Annotated in this window: 26 protein-coding genes; 23 read left to right on the top strand and 3 right to left on the bottom strand. The window is 63.6% G+C overall.

Going from position 1 to position 23341, the window contains the following annotated elements; translation table 11 throughout:
• Positions 1 to 5: 5 nt before the first annotated feature.
• From L21_RS12910 to L21_RS12855, 12 genes are read left to right on the top strand one after another with little or no spacing between them, the layout of a single operon-like run.
• Positions 6 to 209 (top strand): hypothetical protein, encoded by a 204-nt coding sequence (locus tag L21_RS12910; RefSeq protein ID WP_074370879.1) that lies wholly within the window; start codon positions 6 to 8, stop codon positions 207 to 209.
• Between the two features lies 1 nt (position 210).
• Positions 211 to 1056 (top strand): respiratory chain complex I subunit 1 family protein, encoded by an 846-nt coding sequence (locus L21_RS12905; protein ID WP_074370860.1) that lies wholly within the window; start codon positions 211 to 213, stop codon positions 1054 to 1056.
• Complete coding sequence (locus L21_RS12900; RefSeq protein ID WP_143727312.1) at positions 1053 to 1304, top strand: hypothetical protein; 252 nt, start codon at positions 1053 to 1055, stop codon at positions 1302 to 1304. Before L21_RS12905 ends, L21_RS12900 begins: the two co-directional genes overlap by 4 nt.
• Positions 1301 to 1684, top strand: coding sequence for an EhaM family protein (locus L21_RS12895; protein WP_074370858.1), 384 nt, complete (start codon positions 1301 to 1303; stop codon positions 1682 to 1684). Before L21_RS12900 ends, L21_RS12895 begins: the two co-directional genes overlap by 4 nt.
• Positions 1681 to 2136 carry an NADH-quinone oxidoreductase subunit B family protein gene (locus L21_RS12890; protein ID WP_074370857.1) on the top strand — a complete coding sequence of 152 codons (456 nt, stop codon included), beginning with the start codon at positions 1681 to 1683 and terminating at the stop codon, positions 2134 to 2136. Before L21_RS12895 ends, L21_RS12890 begins: the two co-directional genes overlap by 4 nt.
• Positions 2133 to 3221, top strand: a complete 1089-nt coding sequence (locus L21_RS12885; protein WP_074370856.1) for a hydrogenase large subunit — start codon at positions 2133 to 2135, stop codon at positions 3219 to 3221. The genes L21_RS12890 and L21_RS12885 overlap by 4 nt, the downstream gene beginning before the upstream one ends.
• A 4-nt stretch (positions 3222 to 3225) precedes the next feature.
• Positions 3226 to 3834 (top strand): 4Fe-4S binding protein, encoded by a 609-nt coding sequence (locus L21_RS12880; protein ID WP_074370855.1) that lies wholly within the window; start codon positions 3226 to 3228, stop codon positions 3832 to 3834.
• Complete coding sequence (locus L21_RS12875; RefSeq protein WP_074370854.1) at positions 3831 to 4220, top strand: molybdopterin dinucleotide binding domain-containing protein; 390 nt, start codon at positions 3831 to 3833, stop codon at positions 4218 to 4220. Before L21_RS12880 ends, L21_RS12875 begins: the two co-directional genes overlap by 4 nt.
• The gene (locus L21_RS12870) at positions 4210 to 5499 is read left to right on the top strand and encodes a formylmethanofuran dehydrogenase subunit B (RefSeq protein WP_074370853.1); all 1290 of its coding nucleotides are present in this window, start codon (positions 4210 to 4212) and stop codon (positions 5497 to 5499) included. The genes L21_RS12875 and L21_RS12870 overlap by 11 nt, the downstream gene beginning before the upstream one ends.
• The gene (locus L21_RS12865; RefSeq protein WP_074370852.1) at positions 5496 to 7196 is read left to right on the top strand and encodes a formylmethanofuran dehydrogenase subunit A; all 1701 of its coding nucleotides are present in this window, start codon (positions 5496 to 5498) and stop codon (positions 7194 to 7196) included. The genes L21_RS12870 and L21_RS12865 overlap by 4 nt, the downstream gene beginning before the upstream one ends.
• Complete coding sequence (locus L21_RS12860) at positions 7193 to 7960, top strand: formylmethanofuran dehydrogenase subunit C (RefSeq protein ID WP_074370851.1); 768 nt, start codon at positions 7193 to 7195, stop codon at positions 7958 to 7960. The genes L21_RS12865 and L21_RS12860 overlap by 4 nt, the downstream gene beginning before the upstream one ends.
• Positions 7960 to 8109 carry a DNA helicase PriA gene (locus tag L21_RS12855; RefSeq protein WP_048063768.1) on the top strand — a complete coding sequence of 50 codons (150 nt, stop codon included), beginning with the start codon at positions 7960 to 7962 and terminating at the stop codon, positions 8107 to 8109. Before L21_RS12860 ends, L21_RS12855 begins: the two co-directional genes overlap by 1 nt.
• 4 nt (positions 8110 to 8113) lie before the next feature.
• Here the strand turns inward: L21_RS12855 and L21_RS12850 are convergent, their stop codons facing one another.
• Together L21_RS12850 and L21_RS12845 are read right to left on the bottom strand one after the other, a co-directional pair.
• The gene (locus L21_RS12850) at positions 8114 to 8380 is read right to left on the bottom strand and encodes a DUF1922 domain-containing protein (RefSeq protein ID WP_074370850.1); all 267 of its coding nucleotides are present in this window, start codon (positions 8378 to 8380) and stop codon (positions 8114 to 8116) included.
• A 433-nt stretch (positions 8381 to 8813) separates the two neighbouring features.
• Positions 8814 to 10355, bottom strand: a complete 1542-nt coding sequence (locus L21_RS12845; protein ID WP_074370877.1) for an FAD-dependent oxidoreductase — start codon at positions 10353 to 10355, stop codon at positions 8814 to 8816.
• Positions 10356 to 10556: 201 nt separating this feature from the next.
• Between L21_RS12845 and L21_RS12840 the strand changes: the two genes are divergently transcribed.
• On the top strand, positions 10557 to 11789 hold the full coding sequence (locus L21_RS12840; protein ID WP_074370849.1) for a glycosyltransferase: 1233 nt from the start codon (positions 10557 to 10559) through the stop codon (positions 11787 to 11789).
• A gap of 678 nt (positions 11790 to 12467) precedes the next feature.
• A complete protein-coding gene (locus tag L21_RS12835; RefSeq protein ID WP_074370848.1) occupies positions 12468 to 13217 on the top strand; it encodes a coenzyme F420-0:L-glutamate ligase in 750 nt (249 codons plus the stop codon).
• On the opposite strand, the gene L21_RS12830 is transcribed toward L21_RS12835, so the two are convergent.
• The gene (locus L21_RS12830; protein WP_074370847.1) at positions 13214 to 13372 is read right to left on the bottom strand and encodes a preprotein translocase subunit Sec61beta; all 159 of its coding nucleotides are present in this window, start codon (positions 13370 to 13372) and stop codon (positions 13214 to 13216) included. The two genes, L21_RS12835 and L21_RS12830, sit on opposite strands and share 4 nt — an antisense overlap.
• A gap of 44 nt (positions 13373 to 13416) precedes the next feature.
• On the opposite strand from L21_RS12830, the gene L21_RS12825 reads away from it, so the two are divergent.
• From L21_RS12825 to L21_RS12785, 9 genes are all read left to right on the top strand, one after another.
• Positions 13417 to 14463: an amidohydrolase family protein gene (locus tag L21_RS12825; protein ID WP_074370846.1), complete on the top strand. Its 1047-nt coding sequence runs from the start codon at positions 13417 to 13419 to the stop codon at positions 14461 to 14463.
• A 36-nt stretch (positions 14464 to 14499) separates the two neighbouring features.
• A complete protein-coding gene (locus L21_RS12820; RefSeq protein ID WP_074370845.1) occupies positions 14500 to 14928 on the top strand; it encodes a universal stress protein in 429 nt (142 codons plus the stop codon).
• Between the two features lie 14 nt (positions 14929 to 14942).
• Complete coding sequence (locus L21_RS12815; protein WP_074370844.1) at positions 14943 to 15803, top strand: CBS domain-containing protein; 861 nt, start codon at positions 14943 to 14945, stop codon at positions 15801 to 15803.
• Between the two features lie 145 nt (positions 15804 to 15948).
• Positions 15949 to 16593, top strand: a complete 645-nt coding sequence (gene psmB, locus L21_RS12810) for an archaeal proteasome endopeptidase complex subunit beta (RefSeq protein ID WP_074370843.1) — start codon at positions 15949 to 15951, stop codon at positions 16591 to 16593.
• Positions 16594 to 16614: 21 nt separating this feature from the next.
• Positions 16615 to 18507, top strand: coding sequence for a beta-CASP ribonuclease aCPSF1 (locus L21_RS12805; RefSeq protein ID WP_074370842.1), 1893 nt, complete (start codon positions 16615 to 16617; stop codon positions 18505 to 18507).
• 2 nt (positions 18508 to 18509) lie between these two features.
• Positions 18510 to 19577: an MFS transporter gene (locus L21_RS12800; RefSeq protein ID WP_074370841.1), complete on the top strand. Its 1068-nt coding sequence runs from the start codon at positions 18510 to 18512 to the stop codon at positions 19575 to 19577.
• A gap of 37 nt (positions 19578 to 19614) precedes the next feature.
• Positions 19615 to 21045: an aldehyde dehydrogenase family protein gene (locus L21_RS12795; RefSeq protein ID WP_074370840.1), complete on the top strand. Its 1431-nt coding sequence runs from the start codon at positions 19615 to 19617 to the stop codon at positions 21043 to 21045.
• A 238-nt stretch (positions 21046 to 21283) separates the two neighbouring features.
• Positions 21284 to 22069 carry a fasciclin domain-containing protein gene (locus L21_RS12790; protein ID WP_074370839.1) on the top strand — a complete coding sequence of 262 codons (786 nt, stop codon included), beginning with the start codon at positions 21284 to 21286 and terminating at the stop codon, positions 22067 to 22069.
• A gap of 345 nt (positions 22070 to 22414) precedes the next feature.
• On the top strand, positions 22415 to 23341 hold a 927-nt coding region (locus L21_RS12785), incomplete at its 3' end, for a hypothetical protein (protein WP_218600648.1).

The following is a 23341-nucleotide window of genomic DNA, read 5'->3' as shown; positions in this document are numbered from 1 at the left end:
TTGCCATGAAGAAACGGACTGCACTGATTGTCGGGCTTGCCGCGGGCGTTATCGCGGCGGCGGCCGGGCTCCTTGCCGCTCTCGGCTACCTCCCGGTCATTGCCGCGGAGCTCGTCGCGGTCGTCGCGTTCCCGGCTTTCGTCATCTTCATCGCACTGTGGTGGAACGCAAAATCCGGAGAAGAAGATATCCCGTTCATAGGATACTGACATGATCGAATACCTGCTCTTTGCCACCTTCATCGGCCTGCTCTTCCACGGCATCCACCGGAAAGTCATCGCGAGAGTCCAGGGACGCCCCGGACCGCCGATCTGGCAGGAGATCCTGCACACCCTGAAGTTCTCCTTCAAGGAGACCTGGATCCCGAAGACGGCCAGCCAGACGCTCTTTGTGGGGATCGTCTTCGTCGCCATCGCCATCTGGAGCGGAGCCCTCTTCATCCTCCTCTCGGGAGGAAGCATCCTGCTCCTCTTCGCGGTCTATCTCCTCCACAAGATCGTGGAGCACGGGATGGGGCTCTCGACGGGCTCGCCCTACACGAAGTTCGGGGCTATCCGGTCGGTCATATCGGCGGCGTCGGAGCTGCCGCTCCTCGTCACCGTCGTCGCGATCTACTTCTTCACCCGCTCGCTCTCGATCGCGGATATCACGGCCTACCAGGAGGTGAACGGCCCGCTCCTCATCATCGCGTTCCCGGCGGCCGTGGCGATGTACCTCGTGATCCTCTCCAAGATGCATTACGGCCCCTTCTCGATCATCGAGGCGAAGGAGATCGTGAGCGGGAACATGACCGAGCACTTCGGGGTCTGGCGCGCCGGGCTCGAGGTGGCGTACGCCCTCAAGACCTACGTCCTCCTCTATGCGTTCGTCCTCATCTTCATCGGCTCGCTGCCGCTCTGGCTGGCGCTGCTCGCGATGCTCATCGTCCTCGTATCGCTCTCGTTCGTCTGCGCAGTCACCCCCATGCTCTCGCCCTACGACACCGTGACGATACAGAGCCTGGTGACGGGCGCGCTCATCATCTACATCGTCATCCTCGGGGTGGTGATGGGATGAGCATGCTCCGGCTCCTGATCACCGCGGGAGCGGCCTTCTACGTCGTGGTATTCCTCGCCCAGGCAGCCCGGAACTGGGGCGTGGCCGGCCAGGCGATCGCAGGCGTCGTCCTGCTCGCCGCCGTCACGGCCCTCACCTGGATGCACGACGAACTCACCCTGAAACGCTCCGAGATGACGCTGCTCTGGGTGATGGTGCTCGGGTTCCTCGCCTACGCGGCGGCACACGCACTGGGGGTGCTCGCGTGAAGTTCCTCTACGAAAAAGACCTCCGGCAGATGAAATACACCATCCTGACGAGCACGAAACACGATGAGACCGTCCGTGCGATCGCAGAGCGCCTCGGGATGAGCGATGCCAAACTCCGGATGATGCTGATCCGGCGGTTCGACATGTCCCTGCTCGAGAACCTCGAATCCCGGTGGCAGATGGGGCAGCGGCACGCGAACGACGGCGACCCGGTGGCGGAAGAACTCGGCTACGAACTCTTCACCCGGTTCATCCCCCTCGTGGATACGGAAACGATGCAGACAATCTACACGGACACACAAGCGATGACACAGGAGATACCCTTTGAAGAGGCGATCGCGAGAGGAAGAGCGCGAATCCGGGAGGCGATCCTCTCATGAGCATCCTCCAGAAAATCAAGAACACCGTCCGCTCGCGGTCGATCCACGTCAGTTACGTCGACGTCGGGTCGTGCAACGGCTGCGACATCGAGGTGCTCGCCTGCCTCGCGCCGCGCTACGACATCGAGCAGTACGGGATCTACGTCCACAACAACCCCCGGGAGGCCGACGTCCTCCTGGTGATCGGCTCCGTCACCCCCCAGTGGGTGGACAAGCTCCGCGAGATCTGGGATAAGATCCCGGAGCCGAAAGTGGCCGTTGCCATCGGGAACTGCCCTATATCAGGATGTGTCTATGCCCGGAGAGGTACCTTGACGAGCCCACCCGTCGAGAAGTACATACCGATAGCCGCACAGGTGCCGGGCTGCCCGCCCCGCCCTACGGAGATATTGAACGCCATACTCTCGGTCGCGCCGTTGATATTCAAGGATTACGAGGAGAAACAGCCATGAAGAAGACTGTCGACGTCTCCATCCCGCTCGGCCCGATGCACCCCTGCTGGAAGGAGCCCGTCCGCCTCAAGTGCGAGACGGCGGGCGAGCGGGTGCTCCGCGCCGAGGTCGAGCTCGGCTACATGAAGAAGGGGATCGAGCGGATCATGCAGGGCCGCCCCTGGCAGGAGGTGATGTTCCTTGCCGAACGGGTCTGCGGCATCTGCTCGGTCATCCACAACATGGTCTTCATCGAGACGATGGAGAAGATCAGCGATATCGCCGTCCCGCCGCGGGCGGCCTACCTCCGGGTCGTCGCGAACGAACTCGACCGGATAGCAAGCCACATCCTCGCAAACTTCTCCTACTGCTACACGATCGAGCACGAGACGCTCGCGATGTACCTCCTGAATACCCGGGAGACGGTGCTCGACAACCTGGAGCGGCTCACGGGCTCGCGGATCAACACCGCCTACATGATCCCGGGCGGCGTCCGGTTCGACCTCCTCCCCGAGGACGCTGCGGCGATGCTCGCCGATCTCCGCGAGGTGGAGGAGGAGATGAAGCGGCACGTCCGGATCTTCGAGACCGGCCCGCTGATCGCGCTCAGGAGCAAGGGGATCGGGTTCATGAGCCGGGAAGACGCGATCCGCGCCCACACCGTCGGCCCCACCGCCCGGGCGAGCGGGGTCGAGGACTGCGATCTCCGCCTCCACCACCCGACCTACCGCGAGCTCGGGTTTACCCAGATCACCCGGACGGAGGGCGACAACTTCGCCCGGGTGATGGTCCGGTTCCAGGAGGTCTTCCAGAGCATCGACCTGATAAGGAAGTGCATCGACACCCTCCCCGAAGGCCCCATCCGGGGCGGCGGGTTCTGCAAGGCGGGCGAGACGTCGTATGCCGGTGAAGCCCCCCGGGGCGAGCTGACCTACACCATCCGGACCGACGACTACGGCAGGGTGGTCGATATCGCGATTCGGACGCCGTCGATCATGAACATCGAGGCCTGCGCCCACGCGATGATCAAGGACGCCGCGTCGATTGCCGACGTGACGTCGACGTTCATCAGCAGCGACCCCTGCATCGCGTGCAACGAGAGGTGAAGAGATGCGATCGATCGTCTACTACGTGCGGGAGTTCCTCCGGCCGGAATGGATCCGGAAGTTCTTCTTCGCGAAGACCGCGCCGCTCGAGACCCCCTCCTATTTCAAGGGCTATCCGGCCCTGACGGGGAACGAGTGCACGGCGTGCCTCTCCTGCATGATGATCTGCCCCGCGCCCAATGCGATCGCGGTTCTCCGCACGAGGGACGGGTGGGAGCCGGAGATCTACCCCGGCCACTGTATCCGGTGCGGCCTCTGCGTCGAGGCGTGCCCCGAGGGCGTTCTCTCGAGCGGCCGGATCCTCGACGTCACCCGGCGCGACGGGACGGCGTTCTGGTCGTGGTATCACCTCCAGGTCGACGACAACCTCTGCATGCGGTGCGGAAACTGTTGCGTCTCCTGCCCGGTCAACCGGGAGATCGATCCGCAGCTTGCAGGGTCCGGGACGTCCGCGAGCGACGAGGTGATCATGCGGGTCGAGGGCGGCCGGGTGCGGATCCTCCACGAGGAGAAGTGCACGGGGTGCAAGACCTGCGAGACCCAGTGCCCCAACCGCGCGATCCGGGTCGCCCGGATGGTGGAAGGAGTGCAGATCGGGGAGGCGGAGACATGAGTTTCCTCATGATCACCGGGAGGACGGTGAACCAGGGCGTGACCGTCGAGAACAAGACGTCGCCCGAATACGCGGCCGAGACCTCGACCTGCTTCATGCACGAGTTCGATATGATGGAACTCGGGCTCGACGACGGAGACGCGATCCGGGTGACCGGGCCGTGCGGCGATGTCGTCATGCGGGCGGCGGCGTCGCTGGAAGTGGAGATGGGCACCGTCTTCGTCCCCTACGGCCCCTACGCAAACCACATCGTCGCCGCCGGCACCCGCTCCACCGGGATGCCGGACTTCAAGTCCCACGTGGTGGAGATCGAACCGACCGACGAAGAGCCGAAACTGGTTCACAAACTGATGGAAGACCTGGGAGGCCTTGCATATGATCGTTAAGGACGCGGTCTGCCCGTTCTGCGGATGCCTCTGCGACGACATCGAGGTGGAGGTCGAAGGGAACCGGGTGGTCGCCGTCACGAACGCCTGCGAGCTCGGGACGACGAAGTTCATGGGCGAGAAGAGGCTGAAGAACCCGATCCTGCGCGACGGGAACGAATGGAAGGATATCACCTACGACGACGCCATCCGCTACGCCGCCGATATGCTTCTATCCGCCGAGCGGCCGCTCCTGTATGGGTGGAGCGGCACCCACGGGGAGGCGCAGTGCGTGGGGGTGCATATGGCCGAACTCATCCATGGCGTCATCGACAACACCTCCTCGGTCTGCCACGGCCCCTCGATCCTCGCTATCCAGGAGGTCGGGCACCCGGGATGCACCCTCGGAGTGGTGAAGAACCGGGCGGATCTCGTCATCTACTGGGGATCGAACCCGATCGACGCTCATCCGCGGCACCTTTCGCGTTACACCCGCTACGCGGAAGGGTTCTTCCTCGAGAACGCCTTCCGCGACCGGAAGGTGATCGTCGTCGACGTCCGGAAGACCGAGACCGCGAACATCGCCGACGAGTTCGTCCAGATTAAACCCGGCGGGGACTATGCGGTGCTCTCGGCGCTCCGGGCGATCGTCCAGGGGAAGACGGATACGATCCCGCGGACGGTCGCGGGCGTCACCCGCGAACAGCTTATCCGGGTGGCAAACCTCTGCAAATCCGCGAAGTTCGGGGCGGTCTACTTCGGGCTCGGGCTCACGATGACGCAGGGGAAGTACAAGAACATCAGGAACGCCATCGAACTCATATCGGAGCTGAACCGGCACACGAAGTTCACCATCTCGGCGATGCGCGGCCACTACAACGTCTACGGGTCGAACGAAGTGAACACCTGGATGACCGGCTACCCCTTCGGGATCGACTTCTCGCGGGGGATCGCCTTCTACAACCCGGGAGAGACGACGGCGGTGGACATCCTCGCCCGGAAGGAGTGCGACGCGGCGCTGATCGTCGGGAGCGACCCGGCCGCCCACTTCCCGCGGAAGTGTCTCGAACACCTCGCCGAGATCCCGGTCGTCCAGCTCGACCCCTACCCGAACGCCACCACCGCGTTCTGCAACGTCCAGATCCCGGTCGCGGTGACCGGCATCGACGCGGAAGGAACCGCCTACCGGATGGACGGGGTGCCGATCCGGACGAGGAGAGTCCTCTCGACCGACTACCTCTCCGACGATGAGGTTCTCGCCCGGATGTACGCCCTGATGCAGGAGGCACAACGGTCATGACCGAACTCCTGGTGAAGAACGCCTGCGTGATCGATCCGCTCAGCGGGATCAACGGCGAGGTGATGGATCTCGCCATCCGCAACGGGAAGATCGTCGAGGAGGTGAGCGATGCTGCCGAGGTGGTCGACGCTCACCGGATGCTCACCATGCCGGGAGGGGTCGATTCCCACACCCATATCTGCGGGACGAAGGTGAACTTCGGGCGGTACATGAGCCCGGAGGATATGCGGGCGGGAAGAACGCCCCGCCGGGGGGCGATGCACGCCACGTCCGGCTACAGCGTCCCGACCACCTACGGCAACAGCTACCGCTACAGTGTGATGGGCTACACCACCCTGCTCGAGGGCGCGATGGCGCCGCTCGAAGCCCGGCACACCCACGAGGAGTTCACCTACACGCCGCTGCAGGACACGATGGCGAACACCCTCTTCGACGGGAACTGGGGGATCATGGAGGCGATCCGCGACGGCGACACAAAACGGGTCGCCGCCATCATCGCCTGGACGCTCAAGGCCGTGAAGGGGTTCGCCATCAAACTCACGAACCCCGGCGGCACCGAGGCCTGGCAGTGGGGCAAGAACGTCTCCTGCATCCGCGACCCGGTGCCCTACTTCGAGGTGACGCCGGCCGAGATCATCCGGTCGGTCGTGGAGGCGAACGAACTCCTGCACCTCCCGCACTCGGTGCACCTCCACTGCAACAACCTGGGCACCCCGGGGAACTACACCTGCACGCTCGGGTCCATGGGCCTCATCCCGGACCTGAACAAGAAGAGGCAGACGCTGTATGCGACCCACGTCCAGTACCATGCCTACGGCGGGTCGGGGTGGAAGGATTTCTGCTCGAAGAGCGAGCCGATTGCGAATTTCGTCAACATGCGCCCCCAGATCGTCATGGATATGGGGCAGGTGATGTTCGGCCGGACGACGACGATGACCGCCGACGGGCCGATGGAGTTCAACCTCTACCGCCTCCACCACGACAAGTGGAGCAACCACGACGTGGAACTCGAGACGGGTTCGGGGATCATCCCGGTCGTCTACCGGCGCAAGAACCTGGTCAACTCGATCATGTGGGCGATCGGGCTTGAACTCGCGCTCCTGACGAAGAGCCCCTGGCAGTGCCTGCTCACGACGGACAACCCGAACGGTGCGCCGTTCGTCAAATACCCGGAGATCATCGCCCTCCTGATGAGTAAGCGGTACCGCGACGCCGAGTTCGCCACGATCCATCCCGATACCGAATCACGGGTGCCCCTCCCGGCGATCGAGCGCGAACTCGACTGGCATGAGATCGCGGTGATGACCCGGGCCGGCCAGACAAGGGCGCTCGGGATCCAGGATCTCGGGAAAGGGCACCTGGCTCCGGGCGCCGATGCGGACGTCGCCATCTATCCTTTTAAGATCGACGAGGTCGATCCCTCGGCCGAGTACCAGAGGGTGATCGACGGGTTCAGCCAGACCGAATATACGATCAAGCGGGGCAGGGTCGTCGCCCGGCGCGGCGAGTGCCTGGTTCACGGGAGCAACGCCACGTTCTGGGTCGCGCCGAAGGTTCCGGAGAACTACGATATGGGGAAGGATCCGGACTTCATCGAGAAGTTCGACCGCTACTACACCGTCCGGATGAGGAACTACCCGGTGCAGGACGAGTACCTGACCCGGAGCCGGTGCATCGAGACGGAGGCGGAACTATGAAGGTCACGCTCGCGATGAAACCCGTGACGAAGGGGTTCATCCCCATCGAGGCGGAGTCGATCGTCCCGAAGAACTTCCTCTCCGGCACCGACTTCTCGGTCTGGCGGGGAAACCGCGAGCTCCGGCTCGATGAGGCCTTCTCGGTCTCGGTGGAGGGGAGCGCCGACCGGGCGGAAGACGTCGAGGTCGTCCTGTCGGGCGACACGTTCCGGTTGAAGAGGGTCGGCGAGTACATGGACGGAGGGAAGATCACCGTCCTCGGCGGGATCGGGATGCACTGCGGCAACTTCATGAGCGGCGGGACGATCGAGATCCACGGGAACGCCGACGGCTGGCTCGGCCGGGAGATGGCGGGAGGGACCATCGTCTGCCGGGGCGACGTCGCCGACTACTGCGCCTCGGGGTACCGCGGCGGCCGGAAGGGGATGAAGGGAGGCACCGTGGAGGTCTTCGGCCGCGCCGGGGATTTCCTCGCGGAGAGCCTCGCCGGCGGCACGGTGGTCGTGCACGGCGATGCCGGGGATATGACCGGGGCGGAGATGCGCGACGGTACGCTCGTCGTCCACGGGAACTGCAGCCGCCCGGCCGCGAACATGAAGGGCGGCTCCTGCTACGTCTACGGCACCGCGCGGGGGATGATCCCCACCTTCAGGAAGATCGGGACGGTACAGCACGACGGGCGCACGTTTATCCAGTTTGCCGGCGATCTTGCGAACCGCGGAAAAGGAAACCTTTTTGTGAAGGACTACGAATATCTGGACTGATGGTCAGGCACGAGTGTGGGTTCGAGGCCCCGATCCACTGCAAGCGGTGCGGGAGGCCGCTGGAGAACAACGAGCGCACGGGCCTTTACTGCCCGCACTGCGGAAGAAGAGTGAGTATGCTCTGCCCGGGCTGCGGGCGCCTCTGGTGACCGGTCAGACCCGGTTCTTCACCCACCGGGCATACTGTGCCCTGAGCTGGCGGATGTCCTGTTCCGTCAGGTCTTTTTTCCCGGTCTGGTGCAGGTAGGACTCGAGCTGCTCCACCACCCGTTCCGCGTCCTGGAAGTCGTCGGTGTCCAGGTAGACCGGCGCCCGCTGGACGTTGATCACCTCGCCGCACATCGGGCAGAGTCTCCAGCGCTGATAACGGTCCACATAGTTGAAGGTCTTGCAGCCCGGACAGCGGATGACGAGATACATGATTACTGGGAGTTGTGCGGGCGGGCGGATTTATAGTTATCCATCCGGTCTTCTTTTGGTGCGATCTTGAGGGCTGATGCTTCTCAGATGAGAGGCAAAACAACTGAAACGAGGAGAAATCCCGGTGCAGTGGACCGTGGTGGCTATCGCCATTGGGGGAGGGGCTGACGGGGAGGGGGGCACGCCCCCCTTCCCTGTCTCTCCTTGTCAGTTGATGTCTACAACCCCCACCCCGCCCGCGCTTCGCGCTCCTCCCCCGCCCCAAGGGGCGGGGGCAGTGCGTGGCGATAGCCCCTCGGAATCCGTGGATGGGATGCAGTCCAAAGACCAAGCGTGAGTGCCGCTGGCGCGGGTGAGGTCTCACCTCCCACACCCTCTAGAAGATCATGTTCTGGACAACTCGTCCATCATATCTCGGTTCCCTTCAACCCTCTCACCCCTCCCGCGGCTTGAGATCCTTCACCGCCGGGCCGTGGAGCACCCTCCCGTCGGCATCGTAGCGCGAGCCGTGGCAGGGGCAGTCCCAGGTCTCTTCGGCGCTGTTCCACGCAGCGACGCACCCGAGGTGGGTGCAGGTGGGGTTGACCGCGTGGACCCGCCCTTTCTCGTCCCGGAAGACGCCGGCCTTCTTCCCCTCGATCATCAGGATCCTCCCCTCGCCGGGTGCGACGTCCCGGAGATCCCCGGCCGGCCGGGATATCGCGCCGCCGATGTACTTTTCGGCGACCCCGATGTTGTGCGCGAGGAACCGCCGGGCGGATGCCGCGGGCTTGAACCGGTTGGGGGCGTAGACCTCCGCCCAGGGGCTCGTGCGCCCCTGGATCATCTCCGTGATGATCGTTGCGGCCGCGGTGCCGTTGGTCATCCCCCATTTCCGGAACCCGGTCGCGATGTAGACGTTCTCGTGGCCGTCGGCGAGCCGGCCGATGTAGGGGGCGCCGTCGACGGTGATGTAGTCCTGCGCCGACCACCGGTAGTCGACGGACGTTATCGGGTAGACCGACCGGGCGTAGGCCTCGAGGTCGCGGTAGTACCTCCGTGTGTCCACGTCCTCGCCGGTCCGGTGCTCCATGCCGCCGACGATGACGAGTTCGCCGCCATCGGCCGTGGGCTGCGACCGCCAGGAGTGGGCGGGTCCGGAGGCGTTGATGAACATCCCCTCGGGGAAGGGCTCATCGATCCGGACGCCGAGCGCGTAGGAGCGCGAAGGCTCCATCCGGGCGAAGTAGAACCCGGGCGCATCGTAGAAGGGGTAGTGGGTCGCGAGAACCACGGTAGTTGCCGTGACGACTCCCGACGTCGTCCTGACCGTGCACCGGCCTCCGCTGTCCTGCACTTCGAGCGCCCGCGTCTTCTCGTAGATCCGGCTCCCGTCGCCGGGGATCAGCGATGCCAGGTGCAGGAGATATTTCACCGGGTGGAACTGCGCCTGGTTCTCGAAGACCACTGCGCCGTAACTCCGGGCCGGCAGCGGGATCTCCTCCACGAACGCGGCAGGAAGCCCGAGACTCCGTGCCGCGTCCGCCTCGGCCGCGACCTTATCGCGCCCCTCTTCCGTCTCCGCATAGGTGCAGGCCGGTCTTCTCGCGAAGTCGCAGGCGATGCCGTACTCCCGGACGAGGGATGCTATCGTCTCGATCGCCGCCTGGTTCGCTTCGGCGTACTGCTGCGCCAGCCTGCTCCCGAACCGGTCGATGAGATCCTTGTAGATCAGCCGGTGGAGGGATGTGACCTTCGCCGTCGTATGCCCGGTCACCCCCCGGGCGATCCGGTCCCCCTCGATCAGGGCGACCGCGTAACCGGCCCGTTTGAGCAGGACGGCGGCGGTGATCCCGACGATGCCGCCGCCCACGACCGCCACGTCGGTCTCCATGTTCTCCGGCAGCGGGGGATGCGGCGTCTCCGCCGCGGTAGTCTCCATCCAGAACGATCCGTGCCTGCCCGGCAGGCCATATGCACCCGGTCCGTGCTCCATACGTCCAGCCCCCTTCCGCCCGCCCGGCCTGCACTCTGGGCGGCGGCGGGCGGTCACCATTATGCCGGGAGCATATATAGGTATGGAACACGCCTCCCCTCCGCACCTCTCCGGCGGTTCTGCAGGGCGCGGTGCCGGGAGCGGCGGGGCCTCCCTGCCGTTACGCATAAGAACGATCGCGAGAATGATGGGGCGATCAGGATGAGCGCAATCCACACCATCGACGATTATGAGCGGTATATCGGAAAAGAGGCCGCGCGCCGCATTAAAGAGAAGGCCCGGCCGCTTCACGACATGCACGTCATGCACATGAACTCCACCTACTACGGTGGGGGAGTCTCCCAGATCCTCGCGTCCCTGACCCTCCTGATGAACAGTCTCGGGTTACAGACCGGGTGGCGCGTCATCCACGGCCCCCCGGACTTCTTCAGCGTGACGAAGAAGTTTCACAACGCGCTGCAGGGGGCGGAGATCAACATGACCGGCCGCAAGAAGGAGATCTACGAGAACGTCGTTCACGAGAACGCTATCCGAAACCACCTCGACCACGACGTGGTCTTCATCCACGACCCGCAGCCGCTCCCGCTGATCACCCATTACCGGAAGAAGAGCCCCTGGGTGTGGCGCTGCCACCTTGACCTCACCGCGCCGAACCGGAAGGTCTGGAACTACCTTGTCCCGTTCATCGAGCGCTACGACGCCGTCATCCTCTCCTGCGGAGAGTACCGGCGGGATCTCAGAAGACCGCAGGTCTTCTTCACGCCCGGGATCGATCCTTTCTCCATCGTGAACCGGGACCTCTCCGGGAGCGCCATCGACGAGCGCCTCGAGCACTACGGCATTCCGACCGATCTCCCCCTGGTCGTGCAAATCTCCCGGTTCGATCGCTGGAAGGACCCCCTGGGCGTCATCCGGGCGTTTGAGAAGGCCCGGAAGGAGGAGGAGTGCACCCTGGTCCTCGTCGGGAACGTGGCGACCGACGACCCGGAAGGCGCGGAGGTCTACCGGTCGCTCCTCACTCACCGTAACGAGCGTATTATCGTCAAAAGCGTCCAGGACGGGGCGCTGGTGAACGCGCTCCAGCGGCGGGCGGCGGTCGTCCTGCAGAAGTCCCTCCGGGAGGGGTTCGGGCTGACGGTATCGGAGGCGATGTGGAAGGGCGCGGCGGTGATCGGCGGGAACGTCGGCGGCATCCGCCAGCAGATAGAGGACGGGAAGAGCGGGTTCCTGGTCTCGTCCGTCGACGAGGCGGCGGAGAGGATCGTCCGGCTGCTCCGCGACCCCGATCTCCGCGACCGGATGGGGAACGCGGCGCGCGAGAGGGTGCGGGAGCGCTTCCTCTTCACCCGCACCGTCGAGCAGTACCTCGACCTGATCGCCGCGTTCGAGCCGGAGTTCCGGCTGAGGGAGGGCGTGGGGTTGTCGTGCGGGTGATCGAGAGGGGCGGTGGGGAGTACCCCCCCTGTCTCCGTCTCGCACTTCGGGCGCTCTAGATTCAGTTCTAGGATCTGTTGCCCCCACCGCCCGCGCTTCGCGCTCCTCCCGCCCCCCCCAGGGGGGCAGTGCGTGGCGATATCCCCTCGAAGGCCGTGTATGGGGACAGACAATCCAATGAAAATGCCTGTCCACAAGATATGAGTTTGAGCGCCACCAGACTCCGGAGAAGAGCCGGACACGGTTTTCTGTTGGCTATAACACTGTCTCCGCCCCCTTGGGAAGAGGAATACTACAGGTGTTCGCGTATAGGGTAGAGGCAGGGGAGGGGGCACGCCCCCTCCCCGCGAGCCGCTTCCCCCAATGGCGATACCCCACGGTCCACTGCATGGGGAGAACCGGGAGAAGAACAGAATCCCAGCTCTCCCCCGGGATACGGCTTCCCATCGGCTATCGCCATGTACTGCCCCCGCCCCCCGGGGCGGGGGAGGAGGCCGAAGGCCGGGCGGGGTGGGGGCTATCGGAAGAGACTTACATGGTAAAGACGGGGCATGCACCCTCCCCGTCCGCCGCGCCCGGCCGGAACCAGAAATAATCCCCACAATCCGGCAGAGCCCCTTGCGAGAGAAACCCGAGCATTTTTCTGCATGCGGAGACGACCACTGATCCGTGAGTCCAATGGATATCCAGGTAATCGGTGTTCGGGATCTTCCCCTGATCCAGCGAGGAGACGATCTTCCCGCCCTGATCTGTGAGAAGGTCGCATTCGAGGACGGGGACATCCTCACCGTCGCCTCGTCCGTCTACTCGAAGGCCAAGGGCTTCACCCGCGAACTCGCCGCCATCACCCCCGGCGCGGAAGCCGTGCGGATCGCGGCAAAGACGAAGGAAGACCCGCGCTTCGTACAGGCGGTGCTGGACTCGTCCACCGACATCCTGCTCGAATACCCGTTCATCCTCTCCGAACTTCCGTCCGGCCACATCGGCGTCCGGGCGGGCGTCGACCACAGCAACGTCGAAGACGGCCGGCTGATCATCCTCCCGCCCGACCCCATGGGCGCCGCCGCCGAGGTCCGGGACGCTATCCGCCGCATCACCGGAAAGGACGTCCGGGTGATCGTCACCGACACCTGCGGGCGGGCGTTCCGGCGCGGCCAGACCGGCATCGCCATCGGCTGGGCGGGTATGACGGCCATCGACGACTACCGGGGCGACACCGACCTCTTCGGCCACGTCCTCGAGATCACCGAAGAAGCGGTCGTCGACGAGATCGCGGCCTTCGCGAACTTCGTCATGGGCGAGAGCCACCAGGGTGTGCCTGCGGTGGTCTTCCGGAACTGTCGGGCGTGGAACGGGCACGACAGCGTCTACTTCACACCCAGGGAAGACATCATCAGGACTGCCTTGAAGGAGAACAAAAAGGATTAGAAGAGGGCATTGAGAACAAAGACTGCCACTCCGGTCACGGCGGTTATCACGACAACGGTTTTCGGGCTGATATGGATGGCCCGGTGATCGTCGCTGTCGTAGTAATTGACCAGGCCGGCAGAGGATACCAGTCTTCCGCCAGATTTCTTCGCCATACTGAAATATTCTCCTTTGCAATATATAAAACAGAGGATCGACCATGCAGGAAGTCTCACCCTACGTCGTCACCGGCCGTGCGCTCCTCGGCGAAGACCTCCGGGAAGAAGACGTCACCATCACCGTCTCAGGGGGGGTCGTCACCTCGATAGAGCCCGCGTCCCGGACGCCCGAGAGGTGGATCGTGCCCGCCTTCTTCAACGCCCACACGCACCTCGGCGACACCGTCGCGATGGATCTCCCCGCCCGGGGCAGCCTCGCCGATCTCGTCAAACCCCCGAACGGCCTGAAGCACAGGATCCTCACAGCGACCCCGCAGGCCGAACTCGTCCGGGGGATGCGGTCGAGCATCTCGGCGATGCTCGCCACCGGGACGACCGGGTTTGCCGACTTCCGCGAAGGAGGGATCGCGGGCGTCGCGGCGCTCCGCGAGGCGGCGGCCGGGCTCGACTGCCGGCCGGTCATCCTCGGCCGCGAAGGCGGGGAGGCGGTGAGCGACGGGGCGGGCATCAGCAGCGTTCACGACGTGGCGAACGCCGAAGAGGTCGTCAGGAATGCGCGGGCGAGAGGGAAACTCGTCGCCTTCCACGCCGGGGAGAGGAACCCGAACGACGTCGACGACGCGCTCGCGTTCGAGCCCGACCTGCTCGTCCACTGCACCCACGCGACGGATGCGCAACTCCACCGGATCGTCGATATGGGGATCCCCGTCGTTGTCTGCCCGAGGTCGAACTGGCTGCTCGGAGTCGCGGCGTCGGCGGCCCACCCGCCTATCGCGCGCATCCTCGAACTCGGGGGAACACTCTACCTCGGGACGGACAACGTGATGTTCGTCCAGCCCGATATGCTCCGGGAGATGGCGTTTACCGCGACGGTATACCGCGCGCCCCCCGAAGAGATCCTCCGCGCCGCGGTCTCGGGGGCCTGGCTGGCGGGGGTGTCCGGATACCTTGAGGAAGGGCAGGAAGCGAATTTCATGGTCATAAATCCGTTAGAAAAAAATATTTCCTTCAGCCGGGATATCAGGACGACAATCGTGAAACGGCTGGATTCTTCATCTATTTGCCAAACAGTTTTAACCATGCAATAGAAACCTGATAAAAAGTATCTGTTCTGCGTGGTGTGTATGTTCCGTAAGATACTTGTTGCTATAGACGGCTCCGAACCGGCCGACCGGGCATTCGAGACAGCTCTCGGCGAGGCCGGCGTATGGAAAGCCGAAATTCACGCTGTGTATGTGGTCGAATCCGGGCTATTTTCTTCCCTTCCCATGGACAACACACTCGAGATCATCTACAGTGTTTTGCAGAAAGAGGGCGAGGATGTTCTTGAAACAGCCCGGAAGAAGGCGGATACGGCGGGCGTTTCGCTGACCACGCATCTCCGGCAGGGGCACGCGGGTTCCCAGATCGTCTCGCTCGCCGAAGAGCTGGGCATCGATCTCATCGTTCTCGGCTCCTACGGGAAGAGCGGTGTCGACCGGCTCCTGCTCGGGAGCGTGACCGACTATGTGGTACAAAACAGTCCCATTACGACAACGGTGGTGAGATCATAACCTCTCTGCAGCAGATGCTCGTCCGGGACTTCATGGTGGCCGACGTTGTCTGCGTCGAGATCCCCGGCAACCGGGACGACGTCCTGCGTATCCTGAAACGCACGGGCATCAGCGGTGTTCCCGTCCTCAAAGACGGCGAGCTCGTCGGCATCATCACCCGAAAGGATCTCCTCCGCAAGGCGGAAGAGACCCAGCTCGGGCTCCTGATGACGCCCGATCCGGTCGTCATCCGGCCGGACGCCCCCATCTCGGAGGCGGCCCAGTTGATGGTGCGCCACAACATCAGGAGACTTCCCGTCATGGATGCCGGGAAGATGGTCGGGCTGATCAGCGTGGCCGACCTCATCGGCGCCATCGCCCAGTTGCGCATCACCCTCCCTATCAGGGACAACTACATCAGCAAGACCTACGCCCTCTGGGAGGAGACGCCCCTCTCGCTCGTCGGGCGTATCCTCGAGATCTCGGGTTACGATGCCATCCCCGTCCTGGTTGAGGACGGCACGCTCACCGGCATCATATCGGAGCGGGACCTCATCAGGCATTCCCGCATCGAGGACGGCGTCGAGGTCAGCGACTTCTCGAACGGCACGGACGACGACGAGTGGACGTGGGAGAGCATCCGGGACATGCACACCATCAGTTACGGAATCTCCCGGATCCAGCTCCTCCCGATCCCCGTGAAGAACGCGATGGTCAAGAACGTCCTCGCCGTTCCCCTGAACGCCGAGGTCGGCGAATGCGCACTGAAGATGCGGCGGGCCCGGGTCGACCAGCTCCCGGTGGTCAACGGAAACAAGCGGCTTGTCGCCATGCTCTTCGACCGCGAGTTGATCAAGGTGCTGCTGCCGGACCAGCAGGCCCTGCGAAAGAATTAAGGGGCAATGTTCATATAATATACAGATGTCTATCCATGTCGTACCGTGACCCGGTACGGCGATAAATTTATGTTTTATGATATCGCTATACGCTTAACCGCTTTTGAGCGAGATAAAGCGTTTTAATGGTTTTAGGGATGCTTCAATGCTTGATACTTCCCAAGAGATTATGAAAGGTACAACCACGGTCGGGCTGATCTTCGACGGCGGCGTGGTTCTTGCAACGGAGATGCGAGCGACGATGGGGAACATGATCGCAAGCAAGCGTGCGAAGAAGATCTACCAGATCACGCCGAGGATCGGTCTCACGACCGCCGGCGGCGTCGGCGACGCACAGCAGCTCGTCCGGATTCTGCAGGTCGAGTGCAACCTCTTCGAGATGCGCCGCGGCAAGACGATGTCTGTCGGTGCTGCGTCGACCCTGCTCTCGAACTACCTGAACCAGAACCGCTACTATCCCTACTACGTCCAGCTCCTGATGGGCGGGTTCGACGACGAGGGGCCGAGCGTCTACTCCGTCGACGCCATGGGCGGGGCGACCCGGGAAGAGGATATCGTCGCCACCGGCTCGGGGTCGCCGTTTGCCTACGGCGTGCTCGAAGACCAGTATCGGCCCGGCATGAAGGAGGACGAGGCGAAAGATCTCGCCGTCCGTGCCGTTAGATCGGCGATGCGCCGTGACTCCGCATCCGGCGAGGATATCATGGTGGTCGTGATCACGAAGGACAAATACGAAGAACAGATCGAGAGCGGGTTGCAGAAACCATCTGCAGCCCGCCCAACACCCTGATATTTTTTTAGGACGATTTTAATGGTTATTGAAGATAAACTCCAGGAGCTTAAGGAGCAGATCAACAAGATCGTTCCCAGCGGGATAACGATCTCGGACGTCGAGTTTGAAGGCCCCGAGCTCGTCATCTACACCGACGATCCGAAACAGTTTGCCGACCAGGCAGACCTGATAAAGATACTTGCGCGCGATCTTCGGAAGCGGATCGTCGTGCGCCCGAACATCCTTGAAGACCCCGAGCGGGCCGCCCAGGAGATCCGGGCGGTCGTGCCGGAGAACGCGGGGATCACCGATCTCTTCTTCGACCCGGAGACCGGCGAAGTCCTGATCGAGGCGGAGAAGCCCGGCGTCGTCATCGGCAAGAACGGGGTAACTCTCCGGGAGATCACGAAACAGATCGGCTGGACGCCGAAGGTTGTCCGGACGCCGCCCATCGAGAGCTCGACGGTGAAGCAGATCCGCACTTACCTGCGGTCGGTCAAAGACGAGCGCAAGGCGTTCCTGAGGACGATCGGCCGCCGTATCCACCGCGAGGTCACGAGCAAAGACCAGTGGCTGCGGGTCACGACGCTCGGGTGCTGCCGCGAGGTCGGCCGCGCCGCGTTCCTGATATCGACGCCGGAGAGCAAGATCCTGGTCGACTGCGGGGAGAAACCCGGCAACATCGCGAACGGGACGCCGTACCTCTACGTGCCCGAGATCTACCCCCTCGACTCGCTCGACGCGGTGGTGCTCACCCACGCGCACCTCGACCACTGCGCCCTCGTCCCCCTCCTCTACAAATACGGTTACGAGGGTCCGGTCTACTCGACCGCGCCGACGCGAGACCTCTCGACGATGCTCCAGCTCGACTACCTGGACGTCGTCCGGAAGGAGACGGACAAGATCCCCTACACCTCGAACGAGGTGCGGACCTACATGAAGCACTCGATCACCCTCAACTACGGCAGCGTGACCGATATCGCCCCCGACGTCAAACTCACCTTCCACAACGCGGGGCATATCCTCGGCTCGGCCATCGCGCACTTCCATATCGGCGAGGGGCTCTACAACATCGCGTTCACCGGCGACTTCAACTACCAGAAGACGAGGCTCTTCTCCCCGGCAGTCTCGTCTTTCCCCCGGCTTGAGGCGCTCTTCATGGAGAGCACCTACGGCGGGTCGAACGATATCCAGCCCCAGAGGAAAGACGCTGAGGATAAACTCTACGAGACGGTCTCGGCGACGATCAAGCGCGGCGGCAAGGTGATCATCCCCGCGTTCGCCGTCGGCCGGTCGCAGGAGGTCATGCTCGCCCTCGAGGAGGGGATCCGGAAACAGAAGATCCCGCCGGTGAAGATCTACCTCGACGGCATGATCAAAGAGGCGACGGCGATCCACACGACCTACCCGGAGTACCTCAACAGCGATCTCCGGAACCAGATCTTCCGCGAAGGGCTGAACCCCTTCCTCTCCGAGGCGTTCGTCCAGGTGGACTCGCCGGCCATCCGGGAGAAGGTGATAACGGGCGACCCCTGCGTCATCATCACCACGAGCGGTATGTTAAGCGGCGGCCCGGTGATGGAGTACCTCAAGGCTCTCGGCCCGGACGAGCGCAACACCCTCGTCTTCGTCGGTTACCAGGCGGACGGGACGCTCGGGCGGCGTATCCAGAAAGGATGGCGCGAGATCCCGCTCGGATGGCGCGAGACGATCGTGATCAACCTCGAGATCGCGACGAGCGACGGGTTCTCCGGCCACTCCGACCGCAAACAGCTGATGAACTACGTCGCCCACCTCCAGCCGCGCCCGGAGAAGATCTTTACCATCCACGGCGACGAGAACAAGACCATCGACCTTGCAAGTTCCATCTACAAGCGGCACCGTATCGAGACGCACTCTCCCATGAACCTTGAGACCTACCGTATGATCTAGGGATGCTGCAGAAACTCCCCGTCCTCCTCGGGATATTCGTGGTGATGGCGCTCTCGAACGCCGTCGTCCCGGTGCTTCCCGATTTTGCCGAGGGGGCGGCGCTGCAGGGCGTGGTCTACTCCGCATACTTTTTAGGCGCGTTCCTCACGGTGCTGCCGGGGGGGATTGCAAGCGACCGGATTGGGAGTGTGCCCCTCATCCGCACCGGGCTTCTCCTGACTCTTGCGAGCGGCGTCCTCATCCTGCTCTTCCCTTCAGGCCTGCCGCTCCTCGTCTTCCGGGTGGTCGAGGGGATCGGTGCCGGGCTCTTTCTCTCGGCGGCGCTCGCGTGGGCGAACTCGCACCCGTCGTCCGGGCAGCTCAGCGGCTACGTCATGGCGGCCCTGAACCTCGGTCTGGTCGTGGGGCTTCTCGCGACAGGCTGGCTCGATGCTGTCCTCGACTCCCATCTTGCGGGGATCGCCCTCTTTACGGTGCTTGCCGTCCCCGCGGCCGTAATGGGGTTCGCCGTCCGGGAGAGCGAACGCGTGGGCTTTGCGAAAGCGGACTTTGCCGGGGTCGTGCGGAACTACTTCTGGCTCTTTGCCGCGGCGGTCGTTCTGGTGGGGATGACCGGGGCGGTGGCGGCCGTCTACCCCGGGTACACCGGGAACAACCCGTCGGTGCTTGCCCTGCAGCTCGCGACGATCAACATCGCGACCATCGTTGCCGTTCTCGTCGCCCCCCGGATCAACTTCCGCCCCGTCCCGACCATCCGGGCCGCCGCAATCCTGATGGCGGCGGCGGTTCTGGCGAGTTACGGTACGCCGTACGCGTTCCCCGTCATCGGGGCGCTCTCGGGCGTGATCATCGTCGCGACGCTCGCGTTCCTCGCGGAGACGAGGATCGAGCAGGGCGTGATGACCGGGCTCTTCAACACCGCATCCTACGCCGGGTTCACCTTCCTCTCCGCCGTTGCCGGGCTGGTCGCCGGGAAAGCCGGGTTCCTGGCTGCATTCATCCTGATGGCCGGAATGGCGGCGGCGGTGGCCGTCCCCATCGGCAGGTGCCGGTGCGAGTACCGCGGGTGACGGAGCGCATATTACCCCTCCGGTCATAGGATCAACCATGAAGATGCTCATCAACGGCGAACGGCGCGATTCGGTCTCCGGCAGGATCTTTCCGGTGCACAACCCCGCAACGGGCGACGTGGTCGGTGAAGCGCCGCTCGGCGGCGAGGATGATGTCGTATCCGCGATCGAGGCCGCCGGGGAGGCATTTCCCGACTGGGCCGCGAAGAGCCCGAGGGACCGGGCGAAGGTCCTCTTCCTCGCCGCAGGGGAGGTCCGGCGCAGGAACACCGACCTTGCGGCGCTCCTGACCGCCGAACAGGGGAAACCCATCCGTGAGGCGGTCGACGAGATCAACGGGTTCGCGAACATCCTCGAGTACTACCACGGCATCTCGGCGGTGCCGCGGGGCGAGTTCGCGAACCTCAAAGGCTACGGCCGCACCACCGTCTGGAGACGGCCGCTGGGCATCTGCGGCGCGATCATCCCCTGGAACATGCCGGCGATCATCATGGGCTGGAAGATAGGCGCGGCTCTCGCGGCGGGGAACACGGTGGTCTTGAAACCTGCCCGGACCGCGCCGCTGACCTGCATGAGGCTCGCGGAGATCCTCGGGGAGGCGGGTCTCCCGCCCGGTGTCCTGAACGTCGTCACCGGGCCGGGGGAGACGGTCGGCCGGGAGATCGCGAGGAACCCGGCTATCCGGAAGGTCTCGTTCACCGGCGAGGTCGAGACGGGGAGGCAGGTCGCTCTCGACGCAGCCCCGGCCTTAAAGCGGCTGACGCTGGAACTCGGGGGGAGCGATCCGATGATCGTCTGTGACGACGCCGATATCGGGAAGGCGGTCGAGGGGGTCATTCGGGGGCGATTCTACAACTGCGGCCAGGTCTGCACGGCGGTCAAAAGGCTCTACGTTGACGAGTCGATCGCAGACGAGTTCGTCCGGCGCCTCACCGCGAGGGTCGAGGAGATCGTGGTCGGGAACGGCATGGATCGCGGTGTCGGGATGGGGCCGCTGAATAACCGGGCGGGGCTTGAGCGGGTCGTTGATGTCGTCGATGCCGCCCGGGAGCGGGACGAAGGGGAGATCGTCGCCGGGGGGCGGGTGCCCGAAGGGGAGCAGTACAAACGTGGCTTCTTCTTCCTGCCGACGCTCGTTGCCGGTGTTTCGCACGACTCCGTCCTCTTCTCCGAGGAGGTCTTCGGCCCGGTGCTGCCGATAGCCGCCGTCTCCGGCCTCGATGAGGCGCTCGAACTCGCGAACAACTCCCGCTACGGGCTCGGGGCGTCGGTGTGGACCAGGAGCGCCGACGTGATCGCCCGGGCGACGGAAGAACTCGATGCGGGGATCGTCTGGGTCAACCAGCACCTGAGGATCCCGCCGGAGGTGCCGTTCGGGGGGACGAAGGCGAGCGGTATCGGCAGGGAGAACGGCAGCCGTGCGCTCGATGAGTACTCTGAGGAGAAGGCCGTCCTGGTGCGGTTGTAGAGCCTGGAATTGCCGGAAAGTCCCGTTTGTCGTCCGGTGATCGGAGATGGCGGTACTCTCCCGGCGCGATCCAGGTTTATGGCCCGTAGTTCACCCGGGCGGTCGAGGTCGGGGTGTCCTGTATCTCGGAGGAGATCTTTGAGGTGCCTGTTCCACAATCAGGGTTCGTATTAAAAATATGGCAATGTTTATATAATCTTGCGAGTATCCTCGTTCTCTCCCAAGGGGGGATGGTAGTATGAGACGATGGATAGCGCTATGCGCATGCATTCTTGCTCTTCTTGCGATGCCGTTTGCCGTAACGGCGGCGGTGATCGGAGACGAGAATGTGACGGAGACGCCCATGGGCGAGACCGGGCAGATGGATAACCAGACCGCGGACATGACGATTGCCGCCTACATCAGCGAGGACGAGAACCTGACAAGGCTGGCGGCAGCAATCTCCGCGGCGGGGCTCTACGATACCCTGAACGGTGAGGGCCCGTACACGGTCTTTGCCCCGAGCAACGAGGCGTTCGACGCTCTCGGGAACGACACCGTGGACCAGCTCATGAGCGAGCCCGACAACCTGACGATGGTTCTCCAGTATCACGTTGTCGAGGGAGAGTACACCTCGGAGAACATCACCGAGATGGCCGGGAACCAGACCGGAGGGGAGAACCAGACTGCCGGAAATGAGTCCGAAGGCGGGGTGCTCGACATCTTCAGCGGGCTTCTCGGCGGCGGGAACGAGACCGCGGGCGAGAACATGAGCACGCTCACGACGCTTGCCGGTGAGGACCTGAACGTCTCCGTCACCGACGGCGAGGTCATGGTCGAGAACGCCACCGTCACCATGGCGGACATCAACACGACGAACGGCGTGATCCACATCATCGACCAGGTGCTGGTGCCCCCCGGCGTGAACCTGACGGCGGCCGGGAACGAGACTGTGACCCCGATGGGTGAGACGACGACTCCGATGGGTGAGGCGACAACACCGATGGTCGAGAACCAGAGCGGCCTGGTTGGCGTTGTGCAGTGATGCAGAGCGGCAGGCGCCGCCGGCCTGCCCCCTCCGGACCGGCCGTCGGGTTTCGTCCGGGCTGCACCACCTCTTTATTTTTACCTGCAGGACGTCCTGCGGAGGCTGCCGGATTGTTCCTCCCGTCTGACCGGGCTCTGGAGCGCTCCGAGCACGAATCGCAGACCTTCCCGTGAATCGTTTCCTTCTCCTTCCGGCGATGGGATGATGCCGTCATGTGGGGGGATGGCAAGATGATTTGCCCCGATGCAGGGCGTGATTTTTTCATAATGTCGTCTGAGCGGTTTTATGGTAATATTTTTATATTACCCGACTCATTCCCCCTGCTCGTAAGGGGGGATATGTATGAGACGACCTGTATTGTTCGGTTTGTGCATCGTCCTTCTCCTGTCGATCTCCGCTGCAAGTGTGGCGGTCTCGATTGGAGGAGGCCCTGTCGAACTGGACCCTGATGTGACTGTGAACATTACACCGGTAAACGGCACCGAACCGTACGAGGTGCCGCAGGCGACAGTGCTTGGAGCACTTGATGCCGCCTCGATCCTCGGACAGTTTGAGTATCAGATTGCTGAAGACCTGCCTTTGGAAGAGGGAAATCTCAGCGTTCTATCTATTACGGGTATCGAGAACGAGATTGTGAACGGGACGCCGAACAACTGGACCTACTGGGTGAACGGCGAGCAGGGCACGACCGGGCCTGCGGTGACGAACGTGACCGACGGGGACAACCTGACCTTCTCCTATGGGCCTCCGGAACACACCTTAGAGAATGCCGCGTATACGTTGACGCTTAACGTGACCGTTCTTGAGGCGGCTGTGACGCCGACTCCGACGGTGAATGTGACGCCGACTCCGACGGTGAATGTGACGCCGACTCCGACGGTGAACGTTACTCCTGAGCCCACTCCGATCGTCGAAGCGAACGTCACCATCGATGAACCCATGGAGGGTGCCAGCATCCCCGCCGGGAACGTCACGGTGAGCGTGAACGTCACGAACTTCACGCTGGTGGAGCCGACCGGGCAGGAGAACGCGCCGGGCGAGGGGCACCTGCACTACTACCTCGATGCTCCGATACCGACGAATGAGAGCGAACCCGCCATCCCGCCGACCGGCGGTTATGTCATCTCAACGAACCTCTCCCATACCTGGGAGAACGTGACGGCGGGCGAGCACAACCTCTCGGTCCAGGTGGTCAATAACGACCACACGCCGCTCATCCCGCTTGTTGTCGATCAGGTCAACGTGACGGCCACCGAAGAAGCCAACGTT

The sequence above is a fragment of the Methanoculleus chikugoensis genome, from assembly GCF_900095385.1.
GTDB classification, from domain to species: Archaea; Halobacteriota; Methanomicrobia; order Methanomicrobiales; family Methanoculleaceae; genus Methanoculleus; species Methanoculleus chikugoensis_A.
Note: the sequence above shows the minus strand (reverse complement) of the source record. Positions and strands in the feature narration are given on the sequence as shown.

Bases quoted from the DNA above. Each gene is read 5' to 3' on its own strand.
- L21_RS12805 (WP_074370842.1), top strand. From the start codon at position 16,615: ATGGTTATTGAAGATAAACTCCAGGAGCTTAAGGAGCAGATCAACAAG.
- L21_RS12820 (WP_074370845.1), top strand. From the start codon at position 14,500: ATGTTCCGTAAGATACTTGTTGCTATAGACGGCTCCGAACCGGCCGAC.
- L21_RS12855 (WP_048063768.1), top strand. From the start codon at position 7,960: ATGGTCAGGCACGAGTGTGGGTTCGAGGCCCCGATCCACTGCAAGCGG.
- L21_RS12800 (WP_074370841.1), top strand. From the start codon at position 18,510: ATGCTGCAGAAACTCCCCGTCCTCCTCGGGATATTCGTGGTGATGGCG.
- L21_RS12850 (WP_074370850.1), bottom strand. From the start codon at position 8,380: ATGTATCTCGTCATCCGCTGTCCGGGCTGCAAGACCTTCAACTATGTG.
- L21_RS12835 (WP_074370848.1), top strand. From the start codon at position 12,468: ATGGATATCCAGGTAATCGGTGTTCGGGATCTTCCCCTGATCCAGCGA.
- L21_RS12875 (WP_074370854.1), top strand. From the start codon at position 3,831: ATGAGTTTCCTCATGATCACCGGGAGGACGGTGAACCAGGGCGTGACC.
- L21_RS12860 (WP_074370851.1), top strand. From the start codon at position 7,193: ATGAAGGTCACGCTCGCGATGAAACCCGTGACGAAGGGGTTCATCCCC.
- L21_RS12830 (WP_074370847.1), bottom strand. From the start codon at position 13,372: ATGGCGAAGAAATCTGGCGGAAGACTGGTATCCTCTGCCGGCCTGGTC.
- L21_RS12870 (WP_074370853.1), top strand. From the start codon at position 4,210: ATGATCGTTAAGGACGCGGTCTGCCCGTTCTGCGGATGCCTCTGCGAC.
- L21_RS12825 (WP_074370846.1), top strand. From the start codon at position 13,417: ATGCAGGAAGTCTCACCCTACGTCGTCACCGGCCGTGCGCTCCTCGGC.
- L21_RS12885 (WP_074370856.1), top strand. From the start codon at position 2,133: ATGAAGAAGACTGTCGACGTCTCCATCCCGCTCGGCCCGATGCACCCC.
- psmB (WP_074370843.1), top strand. From the start codon at position 15,949: ATGCTTGATACTTCCCAAGAGATTATGAAAGGTACAACCACGGTCGGG.
- L21_RS12815 (WP_074370844.1), top strand. From the start codon at position 14,943: ATGCTCGTCCGGGACTTCATGGTGGCCGACGTTGTCTGCGTCGAGATC.
- L21_RS12795 (WP_074370840.1), top strand. From the start codon at position 19,615: ATGAAGATGCTCATCAACGGCGAACGGCGCGATTCGGTCTCCGGCAGG.
- L21_RS12880 (WP_074370855.1), top strand. From the start codon at position 3,226: ATGCGATCGATCGTCTACTACGTGCGGGAGTTCCTCCGGCCGGAATGG.
- L21_RS12890 (WP_074370857.1), top strand. From the start codon at position 1,681: ATGAGCATCCTCCAGAAAATCAAGAACACCGTCCGCTCGCGGTCGATC.
- L21_RS12845 (WP_074370877.1), bottom strand. From the start codon at position 10,355: ATGGAGCACGGACCGGGTGCATATGGCCTGCCGGGCAGGCACGGATCG.
- L21_RS12840 (WP_074370849.1), top strand. From the start codon at position 10,557: ATGAGCGCAATCCACACCATCGACGATTATGAGCGGTATATCGGAAAA.
- L21_RS12910 (WP_074370879.1), top strand. From the start codon at position 6: ATGAAGAAACGGACTGCACTGATTGTCGGGCTTGCCGCGGGCGTTATC.
- L21_RS12865 (WP_074370852.1), top strand. From the start codon at position 5,496: ATGACCGAACTCCTGGTGAAGAACGCCTGCGTGATCGATCCGCTCAGC.
- L21_RS12905 (WP_074370860.1), top strand. From the start codon at position 211: ATGATCGAATACCTGCTCTTTGCCACCTTCATCGGCCTGCTCTTCCAC.
- L21_RS12900 (WP_143727312.1), top strand. From the start codon at position 1,053: ATGAGCATGCTCCGGCTCCTGATCACCGCGGGAGCGGCCTTCTACGTC.
- L21_RS12790 (WP_074370839.1), top strand. From the start codon at position 21,284: ATGAGACGATGGATAGCGCTATGCGCATGCATTCTTGCTCTTCTTGCG.